Source organism: Novosphingobium sp., from assembly GCF_040398825.1.
GTDB lineage: Bacteria > Pseudomonadota > Alphaproteobacteria > Sphingomonadales > Sphingomonadaceae > Novosphingobium.
Map to the genome: position 1 here is coordinate 159,401 of NZ_JBBATI010000001.1, position 16,386 is coordinate 175,786.

At 64.4% G+C, this 16,386-nt stretch carries 16 protein-coding genes; 1 reads left to right on the forward strand and 15 read right to left on the reverse strand.

Translation table 11 applies throughout. From position 1 onward, the window contains the following. Positions 1-7: 7 nt before the first annotated feature. The 11 genes from ABWP89_RS00690 to ABWP89_RS00740 all read right to left on the reverse strand — a co-directional run bounded on the left by ABWP89_RS00690 (position 8) and on the right by ABWP89_RS00740 (position 11,161). Complete coding sequence (locus ABWP89_RS00690; RefSeq protein ID WP_353226508.1) at positions 8-1,261, reverse strand: DUF3422 domain-containing protein; 1,254 nt, start codon at positions 1,259-1,261, stop codon at positions 8-10. Positions 1,262-1,322: 61 nt separating this feature from the next. Continuing rightward, a complete protein-coding gene (gene pufC, locus ABWP89_RS00695) occupies positions 1,323-2,474 on the reverse strand; it encodes a photosynthetic reaction center cytochrome PufC (RefSeq protein ID WP_353226509.1) in 1,152 nt (383 codons plus the stop codon). Next, positions 2,471-3,445 (reverse strand): photosynthetic reaction center subunit M, encoded by a 975-nt coding sequence (gene pufM, locus ABWP89_RS00700; protein ID WP_353226510.1) that lies wholly within the window; start codon positions 3,443-3,445, stop codon positions 2,471-2,473. The genes pufC and pufM overlap by 4 nt, the downstream gene beginning before the upstream one ends. Before the next feature lie 15 nt (positions 3,446-3,460). Beyond that, positions 3,461-4,285, reverse strand: a complete 825-nt coding sequence (gene pufL / locus ABWP89_RS00705; protein ID WP_353226511.1) for a photosynthetic reaction center subunit L — start codon at positions 4,283-4,285, stop codon at positions 3,461-3,463. Positions 4,286-4,519: 234 nt separating this feature from the next. Next, positions 4,520-4,699, reverse strand: a complete 180-nt coding sequence (pufA, locus tag ABWP89_RS00710) for a light-harvesting antenna LH1, alpha subunit (protein ID WP_353226512.1) — start codon at positions 4,697-4,699, stop codon at positions 4,520-4,522. Between the two features lie 59 nt (positions 4,700-4,758). Next, a complete protein-coding gene (gene pufB, locus ABWP89_RS00715) occupies positions 4,759-4,914 on the reverse strand; it encodes a light-harvesting antenna LH1, beta subunit (RefSeq protein WP_353226513.1) in 156 nt (51 codons plus the stop codon). 135 nt (positions 4,915-5,049) lie between these two features. Beyond that, positions 5,050-6,495 (reverse strand): chlorophyllide a reductase subunit Z, encoded by a 1,446-nt coding sequence (bchZ, locus tag ABWP89_RS00720; RefSeq protein ID WP_353226514.1) that lies wholly within the window; start codon positions 6,493-6,495, stop codon positions 5,050-5,052. After that, positions 6,492-7,985: a chlorophyllide a reductase subunit Y gene (bchY, locus tag ABWP89_RS00725; protein ID WP_353226647.1), complete on the reverse strand. Its 1,494-nt coding sequence runs from the start codon at positions 7,983-7,985 to the stop codon at positions 6,492-6,494. The genes bchZ and bchY overlap by 4 nt, the downstream gene beginning before the upstream one ends. 47 nt (positions 7,986-8,032) lie before the next feature. Then, positions 8,033-9,016 carry a chlorophyllide a reductase iron protein subunit X gene (locus ABWP89_RS00730; RefSeq protein ID WP_353226515.1) on the reverse strand — a complete coding sequence of 328 codons (984 nt, stop codon included), beginning with the start codon at positions 9,014-9,016 and terminating at the stop codon, positions 8,033-8,035. After that, the gene (gene bchC, locus ABWP89_RS00735) at positions 9,013-9,939 is read right to left on the reverse strand and encodes a chlorophyll synthesis pathway protein BchC (RefSeq protein ID WP_353226516.1); all 927 of its coding nucleotides are present in this window, start codon (positions 9,937-9,939) and stop codon (positions 9,013-9,015) included. Before bchC ends, ABWP89_RS00730 begins: the two co-directional genes overlap by 4 nt. Before the next feature lie 97 nt (positions 9,940-10,036). Next, positions 10,037-11,161, reverse strand: coding sequence for a methyltransferase (locus tag ABWP89_RS00740; RefSeq protein ID WP_353226517.1), 1,125 nt, complete (start codon positions 11,159-11,161; stop codon positions 10,037-10,039). Between the two features lie 299 nt (positions 11,162-11,460). On the opposite strand from ABWP89_RS00740, the gene ABWP89_RS00745 reads away from it, so the two are divergent. Beyond that, positions 11,461-12,486 carry a carotenoid 1,2-hydratase family protein gene (locus tag ABWP89_RS00745; protein WP_353226518.1) on the forward strand — a complete coding sequence of 342 codons (1,026 nt, stop codon included), beginning with the start codon at positions 11,461-11,463 and terminating at the stop codon, positions 12,484-12,486. 174 nt (positions 12,487-12,660) lie between these two features. Here ABWP89_RS00745 and ABWP89_RS00750 read toward each other — a convergent pair whose 3' ends face one another. From ABWP89_RS00750 to ABWP89_RS00765, 4 genes are read right to left on the reverse strand one after another with little or no spacing between them, the layout of a single operon-like run. After that, positions 12,661-12,825 carry a hypothetical protein gene (locus ABWP89_RS00750; protein ID WP_353226519.1) on the reverse strand — a complete coding sequence of 55 codons (165 nt, stop codon included), beginning with the start codon at positions 12,823-12,825 and terminating at the stop codon, positions 12,661-12,663. Next, complete coding sequence (gene bchO / locus ABWP89_RS00755) at positions 12,825-13,709, reverse strand: alpha/beta fold hydrolase BchO (protein WP_353226520.1); 885 nt, start codon at positions 13,707-13,709, stop codon at positions 12,825-12,827. Before bchO ends, ABWP89_RS00750 begins: the two co-directional genes overlap by 1 nt. After that, positions 13,706-15,433: a magnesium chelatase subunit D gene (locus ABWP89_RS00760; protein ID WP_353226521.1), complete on the reverse strand. Its 1,728-nt coding sequence runs from the start codon at positions 15,431-15,433 to the stop codon at positions 13,706-13,708. Before ABWP89_RS00760 ends, bchO begins: the two co-directional genes overlap by 4 nt. Beyond that, entirely contained in the window at positions 15,430-16,368 is a 939-nt protein-coding gene (locus ABWP89_RS00765) for a magnesium chelatase ATPase subunit I (RefSeq protein ID WP_502915199.1), read from the reverse strand. The genes ABWP89_RS00760 and ABWP89_RS00765 overlap by 4 nt, the downstream gene beginning before the upstream one ends. Positions 16,369-16,386 lie beyond the last annotated feature (18 nt).

Sequence of the window (16,386 nt, forward strand, 5' to 3'; positions counted from 1 at the left end):
TCACACGCTATTGCAGAACGTGGCGTCGCATCCAGTAGAGCCCGGATGCGACGCTGACCAGGATGACCGGCACGGTAATCGCCATCGCCAGTTCGTGCGGGACGATGGTGACCGCGCCGAGCACATGGCCGATCAGTGCCACCAGGTAATAGCTGATCGCGACCACTGACAGGCCCTCAACCGTTTGTTGCAGGCGCAATTGCAAATGTGTGCGTTGGTCCATCGATGCCAGCAGATCGCGGTTCTGGCGGGCCAGCGCGATATCGATGCGCGTGCGCAACAGATCGCTGGTCCACGCTGCACGTCGAGAAAGATCGTCCAGCCGCGCCGAAAACGAATCACACGTGCGCACCGCCGGCATCAACCGCCGCTCGGTAAAATCATCAAGCGTCTGGTACCCGCGCACCGCGCCGATATCGAGCCGGCCAAGGCGGTCGACACTGACCTGGGCATAGGCCCGCGTCGCACTCATCCGGTAACGGGTTTCGGCCACCAGGCGCGCAAGTTCTGCCGACAGGAAGCTCAATTCATCAAGCAGGCCGTCATCCTGCGAAGAACGTTCGGACACCGCATGCGTCAATTCCGCCAGCCGCGCTTCCAGCCTGCTGACAGCGGGTGTCAGCCGTTGGGCCAGGGGCAACCCCAGCAGCGCCATGTTGCGATAATTGCCCAGTTCCTGCATGCGCAGGACCAGTTGCCCGGCCTCATCATGCAACAGACCACGATCGTGGATCAGCAAGCGGCCATAGCCATCGGCATTGAGCCGAAAATCGGACGCGATCCGCGCCAGGCCGCCGGCGACATCGCAAACAACGGTCGCTTCATCGGTAAACCAGCGTCGCAGATCGAGCGCGGCGGGGTCCCAGGCCTCACCCGCCACCAGCGCGATCTGGGTTGAACGGATGATTTCACCGGGCATATCGGCGTACAGCACGCCGCGCACCGGATCAAAATCACCGGGATCGAACAGTTCGGTGGTGTCCCCGGGACGCACCAGCGTATAGGTCGCGAATTCGGTGTGGCGTTCCCACACCAGGGTTATCCCGTCGATCAGCAGCACCGCATATTTGGCCGACAGCGGCACGATGACGGTCGCCAGCCGCTTCAGCGCCTCAATATGCGCGCGCGCCGCATCGGTGCCGGTTTCGCCCATTACCGTCACGACCTGCATCATGCGGCAGGGCGCCTGTAGCCGGGGCAGGCGGCGGACGTGCATTTCCGCCGAAAGGGCGCCGCGCAGAGGATGATCATGGATCGTCATGCGCGCATCGCCGGGAATGGACAGTTGCCCGCGCCGCCACTGTCGGCGGCGCGGGCAGTGGTCATTTGTGGCCGATCATGGCCGGCGCAACATTGTACGCCAGCGGAACCGGGCCAGCGCCAGTGGATGCCGCGGGATCTTCCTGCGGGCGGGCGGCCGGTGCTGCTGCCGGCGCGGGCATCGATGCCGGCGTCGGGCCCCACAGCGCAGGTGCCTGGTCCATCATGCTCTGCCCCGCCAGCGGCTTTGACTGGCCCTGGTGGCAGGTGGTGCAGTTGACCTTGTACGGGTCACCCTGTGGTCCCTTGCGATAGGCCGGGAACACCGACTGCAGCGTACCGATATAGTTCACGTTGGTGTCGCGAACCATGCGGATGCCGTACCAGGCCGTTGCGCGCTGCGGACGGCTGAGGTTCCAGGCGCGGAACGACTGGGTGTTGTGGCAATACGTGCAATTGACCCCCAGCGCGGTGCTGAGATGCATCATCAGACCATAGGTCTTTTCCGCTGTCTTGATCGACACCACGTGGTTGGCCGAGGGATGTTCGTCATCCGAAGCAACGCGGATATTGTTCCCGCCGTTCAGATAATCTGCATACATGTTTGATGGCAGTGAGGCATAGGCCACCTCTGGATTGGGGGTATTCTGCCCAAACTTGTTGCCCAGGATCGAATTCGGGTGCGGCGTATCGGGCAGATTGGCCCATTTGTTGGCCGGCACCGCATTGCCGCGATGGCAGGTATAGCACGTGACGCCGACCTGTTTGACGTGCGCAGACCATTTCGAATTGATGTTCTGCGTCATCTGCAACATTTTGCGCGCGACGACCTTGGTATATTTTTCGTCCGACGCCATATTTTCAGGGTTGTGGCAATAATTGCACCCCTGTTCGGGTGGCGCGATCCACTGGTTGATTTCCGCCATCAGGTGGTTGAACCGTTCGGTGCTGACCCCGCCCAGGACCTGCACGTTCTTGTACGATTCACTCGCCTTGGGTCCGCCATCGGCGGGCAGCGGATAGGGTGCCGGCGGGATCGCAGCGGTTTTGACCATGTGCCGGACATCGACAATCTGGTCGAGACCGGCGCCCCGATAACCGACTTGCGTGGTCTGCTTGTGTCCCGGCTCGCAGCCACCGAGCAGGGCAATGCCCAAAACCCCGATCGAACCAACCGTGACGCGTGCGGCGAAGTGTGTGATGAAGCGGCTCATTTTGGCGCCCCCGGCAAAGTTGCGGGATCGATGACACCGGTGCCGGGATAGCCAGGCGCATAATGGTGCATCACAGCCCAAAGATACCAATTGTCGACCACGGTGCCGGTCAGCAGGATGCCGATCGCGCCGGTCAGCGGGGTCAGCACGGCGAACCACCAGGCCCAGCGATGGATCGATTCCATCGTGGCGTTGAAACCCATCGTCCAGCGCCAGAACAGCGCGGCGCGTTCAGATGCGGTACCACGATCGGTAATCTGTTCGATTTCGCGTTCGCCGCCATAGCGACCAACCGCCAGGATCGTCGCGCCGTGCATCGCAAACAGCAGCGTCGATCCGTACAGGAACACGATCGAAAGACAGTGGAACGGGTTGTAGAACAGATTGCCATATCGGATCGAGAACGCCGCGGTCCAGTCAAGGTGCGGGAAAATGCCGAATGGCACCGCTTCTGCCCAACTGCCCATCAGCATCGGCCGGATGAAACCCAGCGTGATGATCAGGAAAATGCCGGCAAGAAAGGCCCAGGCGACGTGCGTGCCCATCCCGAGCGACCGTGCGCGGCGCAGGGTGCGCAGGAACCACAGGATCAGCGAACTGGTCATGCAAAACCCGGCGATGATCCACCAGCCACCCTTGGCCAGCGGCACGAACGGTGAAAAGCCATATTCCGGCCCCGGCGGTTCCAGCGCCAGCCACGGCAATTGCCGGACGAACTGGACCGGATTCCAGTTCACGCTGGCTGCCATGTTCAGCCCGATGATTTCGAAGGACAGAAAGGCGAGCATCAATGATGCCATGCCCAGCGTCCCAAGATAGATCGGGCCGATCTGGGCATTGCCGAACTTGCCCATCCAGTAGTTGTAGAATCCCGTGCCGGTGCGGGTAAAGGTGGCATCGCGCAGGGGGGGGCCAGCCTCAAGCGGCCCACGCAACTGCACCTGGGTAAACATGTTTTGATAGCGAGCCATGGCGCGCGTCCCTCCTTATGACCAGATCGGCAGGTTGAGCCACCACGTCCACCATTCCGGCCAGCCGCGTGTCCACAACGGGCCAGAGATGATGATGCAGATGGCGCTCCAGAAACCCGCGGACAACGCCAGAAACAGGCCGAGGCGATGGATCCCCAGCGTGCCGACCGAATAACCGATCGTATCGCGGAAGAAGCCGTCTTCGTACTCGGGTGACTTCACGTCTTCGCCTGGCGCCGGATTGACCGACGACAGCACCAGCGCGCCGTGAAAGGCGAGCGCACCACCGGTGGTGAAGAAGAAGCTGACTGCAAGCATGTGAGCGGGGTTGTAGTGGAAGTGCAGGTATTGATAGCCCGTGTTGGAAACCCAATCGAGATGGCTGAAGATGCCATAAGGGAAACCAAAGCCCCAGGCGCCGAGCAGAAACGGCCGGATCACTTCCAGGGAGACATAGGCAAAGATGGCAAAACCATAAGCAAACGGCACGTGATAGCCGATGCCCAGTTTGCGGCAGATCTCAACCTCTCGCAAAGCCCACGATACGAACGCGGCAATCGCGCAGATCGTGATAATCTGCCAGAAACCGCCTTCGCGCAACGGTGCAAGCGCCAGGCCGTAACTGATGTCTGGTGGCGCGATGCTGATCAACCAAGGGTTCCACGTCGGCCCGAGCGAGGCGGCGTAAAAGATCAACAACGTACCCAGGGTTGCGGATATCGCCGTCGTGACGCCGAAGAACCCGACATAGAAAGGGCCGACCCAAAAGTCGAACAGGTCACCGCCGATCAGCGTGCCCCCCCTCACCCGATATTTTCGCTCGAAGCTCAGCAGCGCCATAGCAATTCTCCGCATTTCCCGCAGTCCTGGCATGCGCCAGGAATTGTTCTTATGCCCCGGCTAGCGCCGGGAATTGTTCTTATGTCCCGGCGAGTGCCGGGAATCGTTCACGCCAGCATTGTAACGAGCGACGAGCCCGGGCAAGAAGTCCGGCCTCGTCCGCCCGCAATCGCGCGACAGCGCGACAATCAAACCAACTGGCAAACCAACTGGCAAACCAGCTGGACCACCCAGTCAGGTGCCCGCTGGTCCCGCCATAGCAGCCGCCACCGGCTTCTTGTGCGGGCCATCGAGCCAGTTGAACCGATCGGTGCTGAGCAGGATGAAATGAATCAGCAGTGCCAGCACAAACAGGAAGACTGCCAAGGCGACCAGCGCGCGGCGCGGATCGAATACCAACCAAATTCTCCACATAGCGTGGCTCCTTATCAATTATAGCCCATGTTCCGGGTGATCTACCCGGACGCCGGATATCAAAACCAGGGACGCCAGTTCCAGACCAGCACGTGGGCAATAACCGCCACAACGGTGAACAGCAGGAAGCTGGTCATGAACAGTTTGTGGAATTCCTTGGCTTCATCGGGGGTCAGGTAGGTGCCTGGTCCCATCTTTTCGTTTGGATCGCTCATTTTATCGTCTCCATTGTTCCCACGTGGACAGGAGCGCACAGCGCACTACCCGGCGGTATCCGCGCGGGCATGACGCCCGTGAGGATTGGTGAACCCGCGACCCGTGGGGATCAGAGCGGGAAAGGCTGACCGCGGTCATTGATCGCGGCTTTCTGTAATGGCGAGCGCCAGGCGCTCGGGAGTAACCGATGTTTCGCCGGCCCGGCGCGCGGCGCGTTCGGCCGCATCGCGGATGCGTTTGGCCATCGAAATGCGCACCAGCACCGGCGCACGTTCGACCACCGCATCCAGTTCGGACTTTGCCGCTTCTTCCCACAGCAGTTCGCGCAGGATGCGGGCGGGTGTTGCCTCTGCCTTGTCGAGCTGGCCGGCGAGCGGCAGGATGTGGAACAGCGCGTCGAACAATGCGTTGCACACTTCCTGCACCAGATACGTCGCGCCGGAATAGCCCATGAACGGCGTACCGGTGTGGCGGCGGATGACTGCGCCGGGAAAGCTGGCCGGGATATAAACGCTGCGCCCGCCGCATTCGGCCATGTACATGCGTTCGTTAAAGCTGCCGAACAGGATCAGCGGCGGATTGGTGGCGATCATGTCCTTGATCGCCTGGTTGTCGGTCTTGGTCCCCGCGCTGCGCGATACGCTGAAATTGCAGGGCAATCCCATGTCATCTTCCAGAAATTTGCGAATCCCGCGCGCATAAGTGTCGGTGGCAACGATGCCAAAGCTGGCGGTGCCAAAGAAATCCTGCGTGACCGAACGCCACAGATCCCACAGCGGTTTGATCGTCGTGTGTTTTTCGCGGGTGATGAACGGTTCGGGATCAAGCCCGGTCAGTTCACCCAGTTTGCGCAGGAACAGCGTGGTCGATTCCAGCCCGATCGGCGCCTGCAGAAAGGGGCGTTCCAGCGCTTCGCACAGGCCACGGCCAAATTCGCGGTACATGCACACGTTGACGTGGGCGTTGGCCAATTTGCGCACGTCGGCCAGATGGCTGCCCAGCGGGAAGACCATGTTGACCTCTGCGCCCACGCCTTCGATCAGCCGGCGGATTTCCGCGAGGTCGGACGGCATGTTGAACGTGCCGTACATTGGCCCGATGATGTTGACGCGCGGTTTTTCGCCGTCTTTCAGCGGGCGCAGCGCCGGCACTTTCTTGGGCCCGAACTGGGTCCACAGCCAGGTCAGCGCGCGATCGCCCGATTGCCACTGATCCTCGTCGATCGTGCGCGGCAAAAAGCGCTGTATGTTGGTACCTTCGGGGGTGACCCCGCCACCGATCATTTCGGCGATCGATCCGGTCACGACGACCGCAGGCAGATCGGGATCAAGTGTTTTCCAGGCGCGTTTCATTGCGCCTTCGGTACCGTCGCGCCCCAGTTCCTGTTCACCCAGGCCCGTGACTACGATTGGCAATTCATGCGGCGGCAGGCCATCGGTGTAATGCAGGACCGAGGTTACCGGCAGATTTTCGCAGCCCACCGGGCCATCGATGATCACCTGCAGGCCCTTGATGGCGGTGAACGCATAGACCGCGCCCCAATAGCCGCCGGCCCGGTCATGATCGAGGATCAGCGTCATGAGCCAACGCTTTCTTCGGCCTTGGCCGCAGCGATGCGTTTGGCGGCGTAGCGCGCCTTGAATTCTGGGTGATCGACCGGCGTGTCTTCCCACACGCCGGCGGTGGCACCGCTGCCAACCCCATCGAAAAATGCGGTCATGCGATCAAACCGGTGCTGGTTGGCCAGCGCGGCATTGACCACCATCGCCAGGCTGCCGGCACCGGCCGGGCCCATCAGCGGGCGCGCCGAGATCAGGTTGGTGAAATAGAGCGACGGGATCGATTTCTGTTTGGCATATTGCACCACCGGGGTGGTGCCGATTGCCAGCGCCGGGCCGAATTCTTCAACCGCAGCAATGTCCTGTTCCAGGCTGGCGCGATATTGCACGCGCGCGCCATGCGCCTCCAGCCATTCGCGGTCGGGATCGGACCACACCGTGCGCGGGCAGGCCGTGCCCACATAAGGGACATTGGCGCCGCTTTCGATCAGCAACCGCGCGACCAGCAATTCCGACCCTTCATAGCCCGATACGGTAATCCGGCCGTTGATCGGCCGTGCCGCCAGCGCCGCCGCGATCGCCGGCAGGAAGCGGTTTTTGGATTCGTCGATCTTGCTTTGCGCGATGCCACAGGCATGGCCGATGGCATCGAGCCAGGCCGCCGTGCCATCACGCCCCACCGGTGCGGAGCCGACCACAGTGCGCCCGGCCGCCTGGAATTCGCGGACGCTGGCGGTATAAAACGGGTGGATCGCGCCCACCACCGCGCAATCGAGCGCGGAATAGAGCTCACGCCATTCGCGCGTCGGCACCACTGGCCCGGCAGCCAGGCCGAGCGGCGCCAGCATCAGGCCAATGCCGGGCGGATCAGCCGGAAACATTTCGCCCAGCAGGGTGACAGTCGGCCGGTCGGGGCGTTCTTTCGGCGCGGCAACCGGCCCCAATTCGGCCTCTTTGCGCGCGTAATTGAGCATCGCGCCGGCCAGTACATCCTTCGCCTCTGCATGGGTGGGCACGCCAAAGCCGGGCACATCGATGCCGATCACGCGCACGCCGTTGATCTGGTCGGGCAGCAATTGCAGCGGTACGCCCGATGCGGTGGGCACACACAGATTGGTGACGATGATCGTGTCGTACAGCGCCGGATCGGCCAGGCCTTCGACCGCTTCCTTGATGTCTTCAAACAGTTTGCCGGTCACCAGCGTTTCGGAACTGAACGGCACATAACCCACGGTGCGCTTGGCGCCGTAAAAGTGCGAGGTGAACGTCAGCCCGTAAACACAGCAGGCAGAGCCCGACAGCACGCTGGCAGTGCGGCGCATGCGCAGACCCACCCGCAACGACCCGAATGCCGGGCACATCGATTGCGGCTGATCATGCGGCCCGACCGGATAATCGGCGGCATAGCGCGCCAGCACGCCGGATTTGCCCGCCTGTTCGGCGGCGCTGCGCATGGTATCCTTTGATCCGCAGCCACCCTCGACCGGCGCCGCCGCGATCGGCGGCGCCATCAGGTCGATCCGGTCACGCGGCCGGTCCAGGCTGGGTGTTTCTGCGGTCATACGGTGTCGTACACAACTTCGAGGCTGGGCTTCGTCACATAGGCCGCACCGCGCATGTCGGCCTGGGTCGCCGGCTTCAGCGAATAATCGGCACCCGTCACATCGGCGCTGAACAGGCCCAACAGGCCATCCTGGTCCAGCGGGGTGGGCCGCAGTGGCGGCGCAGTGGCCACGTTGATCGCCAGTTCTTCAAACAGCGATGCCCATTGCCCGCCCGGTTTGCCGATGATCTGGTAATTGGCGCTCTTCTTGCGGATATCCTCGTTGGCGGGGATCGCGGTCAGCACCGGGATGCCGACGGCCGCGGCAAAGGCGTTCGCTTCGCCCGTGCCGTCATCCTTGTTCAGGATCATGCCCGCCACGCCGACATTGCCGCCCATTTTGCGGAAATATTCGACCGCCTTGCACACGTTGTTGGCGACATACAGCGATTGCAGGTCGTTCGATGCGACCACGATCACCTTTTGGCACATGTCGCGCGCGATCGGCAGGCCGAACCCGCCGCACACCACGTCACCCAGGAAATCGAGCAGGACGTAATCAAAGCCCCATTCGTGGAAGCCCAGCTTTTCCAGCGTTTCGAAACCGTGGATAATCCCGCGCCCGCCGCAACCGCGGCCGACCTCCGGCCCGCCGAGCTCCATCGCGAACACGCCATCGCGCTGAAAACACACGTCCTCGATGCCGATTTCTTCACCGGCCAGTTTCTTGCGCGACGATGTTTCGATGATCGTCGGCGTCGATTTGCCGCCGAACAGCAGGCTGGTGGTATCCGATTTGGGATCGCATCCGATCAGCAGCACGCGTTTGCCCTGCTGCGCCATCATGTAGCTGAGATTGGCGAGCGCAAACGATTTGCCGCTGCCGCCTTTGCCATAAATGGCAATGATCTGCGTTTCCTTGGTGATCGGCCCGGTGTGCACGGGATCGGGCTCTTCATGCGCTTCATCGCGCAGCGGTCCGTTATCGAGCATACTCATATTGCACTCCAATCAAGGACCATTTTCAGACAGGCGGGGTCGGTAAATGCCTGGGGATAGGCCTCCGCCGCCTGGGTCGCCGGCCGCACGTGGCTGATCAGCCCGTCCAGCCGCAGTGCGCCGTCCGCGATCAGCGTCTTGATCGCGCTGATGTCCGCCGGCGTGAATTCGGCAGCAATCCGCAAACGCGCTTCACGCATGAAGGCCGGCGGAAAGGCAAACGACAGGCGGTCATAGAAACCGGCCAGGACAATCTCGCCACCTTTGGCCAGTCGCGGGATCAGCATGTCGAGCACATCGCCCGCGCCGCTCGCGTCGCAGATCGTGCGGTAATCGCGCCGTTCATCGGTGGTCGGGTCGATGACCTGATAGCCATCTGCATCGCGGCGCGCCGGGTTAACCTCCCACACCGTGGGCGGTGTACCGCCCAGGGCAACCACTTCGCGCGCGATCAACCGGCCAAGAATGCCGTGGCCGATGATCAGATCGGGCAGCGCCCCGCCCGCAACTGCGTGATACGCGGTGGCCGCCAGCGCCAGCAGGATGCCGTCGCGGCCCAGCGATTCGTCGATCGGCACGGCGCGTGCGGCGGGCATGATGACCGTGCGTGCGGTCCCGCCAAACAGGCCGCGTGCATCCTGGTAACAATTGGCGCCGGGCACAAACACCCATTCGCCGATCCGTTCGCGAACATCGGCCCCGGCATCGACGATCCGGCCAACCGATTCGTAACCGGGCACCAGCGGATAGCCCATGCCCGGGAAATTGGGCATGCGGCCGGTCCACAGCAGTTTTTCGGTGCCGGAGGAAATGCCGCTCCAGTCGATCTCCACGCGGACATCGCTGGCGGCCATCGGGTTCAGCACGAGCTGCCGCAGCGATAGCTGTTCTGGCGCCTCCATGATGACCGCGATCGCCTTCAACTGCTTTCCCCCGCGTTCCAGATTCTGTTGGAACCTGTGACTACGACTGTCTTTGTATCTGGACAGATTTGGTTGTCAACAAAATTGGACAGTCGAATTAACGCGTCGCAACCATAACCCTTGCCGTCAGCGGCACTGCCGTCGGAACCAACCGCGAACGCGAAAATCCTGCTGCACGCAGCATCGCCGCAATCTCATCCGGGCTGCGCGGACGGCCCGATCCCATGGCCAGCAAATAGAACCCGAAATAGGCGTCACCGGCGGGTTCGGCGCCGGGCGTGCACGCCATCGGTTCGGCAATGAACAGCGTTCCGCCAGGCGGCAGCGCGGCATGAATGTTGCGCAGCAACACCATCGCCGGCGCGTCATCATGGTCGTGCAACACGCGGATCAGCGAAATGATATCGCACCCCGCCGGCAGCGAATCGGTCAGAAAATTGCCGCCGTGAACGGTCGCCCGGTCGGCCAGGCCAGCCGTTACGAATCGGGCACGGGCGCGGTCGCACACCGCGGGCAGATCAAACAGCGCCAGCTCGATCGCGGGCACGCTGGCACCGACCGCGCTCAAGAATGCGCCTTCACCGCCGCCCACATCCAACAGGCGCCGGTGACGATGAAACGGATAGGCGGCGATCGCCTGCGCCGCGACCATCGGCTGCGAAGCGGCCATCAACGCCGAATACGCGCTGACAGCGGCACTATCCCCCAGCCCTGGCGATTCGGCATAACGCCATAGATCGGACAGGCGCCCACCACCGCCGCCACGCCGCAACAGCGCGACCGGGTCGGCCAGATCGGCATAGAGCAAGTGGTGGTGCGCCACCATTTCGACAATCCCGCGATTGCCCAGCAGGGCCGCGCCGTCGCTGCCCAGCGCCCAGCAGGTGCCCAGCGGCTCCACCAGCCCCAACGCCGCCGCCGCCCGCAACAGGCAACGCGTACCATCGATCGGCAGATCGCACCGAGTCGCGATCGTCGCGGTATCGAGCGGTCCATCGGCCAGCAGTTGCAGCAGCCGGGTTTCGACAACCGCAGCCAGGATCTGCGAATAGGTGAACCCGGCGACCAGATCGAACAGCGCGCGTGCGCGACGCCGCGCGACCGGCCTGGTCAGCGCAAAGCGCGTGGCAAAACTTTGAAAGCGCGGGCTCATCATCACGCGGTTGCGCCACGCGATCCAGCGTCCCCGCCAGCCAAAATCATCTTTTGTGTACGAAACCATGTGTCAATCATATTGGACACGTGATAGCCTTCCGTCAACGAATGGTTGCAGGTGGTGCCGAACCAACCCGCGGTCGTTGTCTGGGCCGGCATGGGTGACGACGACGGATTGACCCCAAAGGAGATCGAAACATGCACCCGGCAGATGCTGACACAGGATTCGCGAGCGGGAGTTTCGCGGGCGGGGCTTTTGCGCGATCGGGCGGAACCGACGGCGGTGACGGCCTCGTCCGGTTGCGGCAGCCGGTGTCGGTCGACGGGTGGAGCCCGTTGTGGACCGGCCTTGCACGGGTGGGCGGCATGCTTCCCCCGGCGGCCCAGCCGGACACCGATCCCTGGGCCTTGTTGCGCGGGCGTCCCGATGGCCGCGCGTTTCGGCCGACCAGCCGCCGCCTGCCTGCCCAGGGACCGCGCTTTGACGTGGCGGTGGCACCCAATGGATACGCCTGGTGGTATATCGACGCCACCAGCGCAGACGGTGCCTATGGGCTGACCATCATCGCCTTTGTCGGCAGTGTGTTTTCGCCGTATTACAAGTTGAGCGGACGCGGACGTCCCGACAATCACTGTGCCATCAATATTTCGCTGAATGGCCCGCGCGGTTCGGCCTGGGCGATGACCGAACGCCGCGAAACCAGCGTTACCCGCAGCGCCGACCACTTTGTCGCCGGCCCCAGCGCAATGCATTGGGATGGCAATGCGCTGGTGATCGACATTGCCGAAATTTCTGCGCCGCTGCCCTATAAAGTGCGCGGGACCGTGCGGGTCATTCCCGAAATGATCGGCACCACGGCATTCGCGCTCGATCCCGCGGGCCGCCACCGCTGGCACCCGGTGGCGCCGCGCGCGCATGTAGAGGTAGAGATGACCCACCCCGGCGTGCGTTGGTCAGGATCGGGCTATTTCGATTCGAACTTTGGCGATGAAGCGCTGGAAGACGGGTTTGACGATTGGCACTGGTCGCGCGCGCATCTGAAAAACGATGTTGCCGTACTGTACGAAGGCCAGCGGCGCGATGGCACCCCGTTCGATCTGGCCGTAAAGCTGGACCGGCAGGGCAACTGGCACGATGTGATCCAGCCCGCCCCCGCCGCGCTGCCGCGCACCGGCTGGATGATCAAACGCGCGACCCGCGCCGATGCGGGATCAACGCCAAAGGTTGTCAAAACCTGGGTCGATGCGCCGTTCTATGCGCGGTCGAAACTGTCCACGCGGCTGTTTGGCGAAAATGTCCATGCCGTGCACGAAAGCCTGTCGCTGGGCCGGTTCCGGTCACCCATCGTGCAGGGCATGCTGCCCTTTCGAATGCCGCGCGCGATCCGGTAGGTTATGGTTGAGACGAATCTGCACTGACGTGCAGTCATACCTCCCGCCCCGCCTCCCGCGACGAAGAGCACGAAAACGTCCGGGGGACGTTTTCGCTGAGGAGCCGACCACCAATGATACCATCATGCTGTGGTGGTCGGGCTCGCGAGGCGGGGCGGGAGGTATGAGTCGCGCTTAGCGCGACCCGGTATGATCATCGGCCTGCGCCTCGCGCGCGGCCCTGGCGGCTTTGTCACGCGCGATTTCACGGTTGACCGAAACGAGTTGCCACACCCCGAACAATATCGCCGGGATGCCGGTAATCGCCATGTCGAACAGGCTCATATACTGCATGCTCATCAGCATACCTCCGTTGCAAATTCCGTGATCAGCGCCGCCACATCGGCCGCGCGTTCTTCATGCACCAGATGGCCCAGTCCCGCCAGTGACACCACCCGCGCGGTGGGGATGATCGTCGCCGTTTCATGCGCATGGGCCAGCGGGATCGCGGCATCGGCGGCACCGTGGATCAGCAGCACTGGCACCGGCACGCGCCCCAGATCGCGCCGCAGCGCGGGCAGATCCCAATCGGCCATCATGGTGATCGCGCCGGCGCAATGCCCCGCGGTCGCAAACAGGCGTTCATAGGCGGAAACCCCGGTGGCATCGATGCGCGAAGCGGTGCTGCGCGCCAGAAACCGCCCGGTTTCGCCGGGCACACGCGCCATCCGCGCAAACAGATGCGGCGCCAGCGGATTGACGAACAGCATCCGCGCCAGCGTGGGAAAGAGCACCCCGGCCAGCCCGGGGATGGGCAGCAGCGCGGCACCAAGACCCACGACCGCGCGCGGCGCCGCCAGCCCGTCCAGCACCATGCGCAACCCGATCGCCGCCCCCGCCGAATGGCCGACAATCAGCGCCGGTGCCATGCCCAGCACACCCAGCAGATCGGCCACCGCGCGCGCCATCGCCGCCATGGTCAGGCCGGCAGCCGGGCGCCCGCGCGTAAAACCGTGGCCCGGCAGATCGCACGCGACAACCCTGAACCGTGTCGCCAGCAAAGGCGCCAGATCGCGCCAGCTGTGCGTTGCTGCGCCGGTGCCGTGGATCAGCAGCAGGACGGGCGCATTTTCCGGCCCCATGGTTTGCACATGCCAGCGGACCCGCCCAACCTCCACAAACCGGCTGTCCGCGCGGTTGGGCCAGCCCTGCCCTTCGACATCCCAGCGCGGGGCGCTGCTCATCCTTTTTGCGCCTGGCTGATCGCGGCGTGCATCACGGTTGAATCCGCGCGCGGCAGCGGCAGATAGCGCGCGCCCATCGCCGCGGCCAGCGCGGCGCCTTCGGGTCGGGGCCGGGCCGAGGTATCGACGAACGCGGCACGGATACCGGCCGCGCGAATCGCCCTGGCCTCGGCCATGGCGTCGGCTTCGGCCTGGCTGCGCACCGCGCGGCCATCGGCGGCGATGTTGGCACGGCCATCGGTCAGAATGATCACGAACGGCGTGCGCCCGCGCCCGCGCGCCGCTTCGGCCAGGTCACGCGCCGCCGCCAGACCGGCCGCGAGCGGCGTACCGCCGCCGCCGGGCAGATCGGCCAGCATCCGCCGCGCCCGCGTCAACGACCGCGTCGGCGGCAGCAGCAGTTCTGCGCCAGTCCCGCGAAACGCCACCAGCGCGACCTGCGCGCGCTTCACATAGGCCTCTGCCAGCAGCAGTTCGACCGCGCCCTTGGCCTCGGCCAGCCGCGCAAACGCCGATGATCCCGATGCGTCCACCGCGAAAATAGTCAGCACTTCGGAACGCGTTTCAAACCGGCGCACGCGCAGATCGTCGCGGCGGATTTCCACGGTGCGATGGCCGTTGCGCAGTTTCTGCCAGGGTGCGGCGGCACGCAGCGTGTCGATCAGGCTCAACCGGCGGCCACCACCAGGCATGCCCGCCAGCGTTCCCATCGGCCGGCCACGGACACCCGATTTGCGGCGTTGCCCGGCGCCGCCCGGCGCATTGGCGCGTGTGCGCTGCGCGCCGCCTTCGGCAATCCGCGCCAGCAGGTCGCGCGGCAGCGCGGCCATCACGGCGGCCAGCACGATGTCTTCGACCGGGCCGGGATCGCTGGTCTCGTCCTCGCCCTGGTCACCGTCGGACGGCGGCGGCGGCGGGCTGTCGGCGGGCGGTTCTGGCTCCGGCGCGGTGGGATCGGCGGGAACGCGGGTGGCGCGCGGCGCCAGCACCATGCGCGCGGCAAAGGTGACGTCATCGATCGTCATGCCTTCACGGCCCGCCAGCTGCGCCCGCGCGCGCGCCGCGCGCAGGGCAAACAGCGGCGCGCGCGCAGAATCGATACCCAGTGCGCCGGCGGTCGCGGCGATGGTGGTGATGACCTCTGTCAGCGGCACGATGTCAGCGGGCCCGTCCTGCGCGACCGGATAGGGCGCATCGGGCTGGCACAATTGCGACAGGTCGATCCAGAATGCCGCGCGTTCGCGCAGCGCGGCACCTGCGCGTTCTTCGGGTTCGACGCCGTCATCCAGCGCGGCAAACACGAACTGTGCCGGCCGGCGCAGCGCCATGCCATCGCGTTCCACCACCAGTTCGCCGGTATCGATCACCGCGGCAATGCGCCCGGCAATCGCATCGGACAGCCGTTCGGCCATCGGCACCACGATCATGCCGCCATCGGCCTCTGCCAGCAGGCCGACGCGCGAAACCGCCTGCCCGCGCGCCAGTGTCGCGGTCAGATCGATCCCGCCCAACAGCCGTTCGTCATCAATGTGCGAGGGCACCCGGCGCACCGGGGCATTTTCGGGCAGGCCATCGCGCAATTCGGCCACCACTGCGTCGCGCCAGTCACCGCCGCCGCGCAGGATCATGCCGCCCAGCAGCGGATCGATCGCGCACAGCTGTGCCGCAATCAGCGCATCGGTCAATTGTTCGGGCTGGCGCTCTCGCATTCTGGTGCCGGTCACGCTGCGGCCGCCAGCTCCTCCATCGCCCGCTCTATGCGCGCGGTCGATCCGGTTTCATCCAGCACGTTGCGGCGCAGGCGGTGGCGCAGCGCCATCGGCGCGACCATGGTGATATGATCGCCGGTCACCACCTCGGCGCCCAGCAGCGCCGCCTGCGCACGCGCCGCGCGCATCAGCGTCAATTCCCCGCGCAGACCATCGGCGCCAACCGCGATGCACAGGCGCGACGCCTGCATCAGCATGGCATCGGGCATGACCACATTGGGCAGCGCGGCGCGCCCGCGGGCGATCTGTTTCAGCGTCTTGCGTTCTTCACGGCGCCAGGTTTCGGCAAACGCCTCGGGCATGCGTTCGAACGCGTCGCAGCGTTTCAGGATTTCGACGCGTTGCTTCAGGTCCTGCGGCGTGCGCACTTCGACCGACAGCCCGAACCGGTCGAGCAATTGCGGGCGCAATTCACCCTCTTCGGGGTTGCCGCTGCCGACCAGCACGAATCGCGCCGGATGGCGCACGCTCAGCCCTTCACGCTCGACCACGTTTTCGCCCGACGCGGCCACATCCAGCAACAGATCAACAATGTGATCTTCCAGCAGATTGACCTCATCAATATACAGAAACCCGCCGTGCGCGCGCGCCAGCAGGCCGGGTTCGAACGCCTTGACCCCGGCGCTGAGCGCACGTTCCAGATCGAGCGCGCCGACCACGCGGTCCTCGGTCGCGCCCAGCGGCAGATCGATAAACGGCACCGGAATGGTCGCGCCGGCGCGGCCTTTCGGCGGGCTGCCGTCCTGATAGCCGCCTTGCGACGCCGGAATCGGTGGCAGCAATGCGGCCAGCGCGCGCACCGCAGTCGATTTGCCGGTGCCGCGATCGCCGAACACCATCACCCCGCCGATGCGCGCGTCAACCGCCGCCAACAGCAGCGCCCGCTTCATTTCATCCTGGCCGACGAT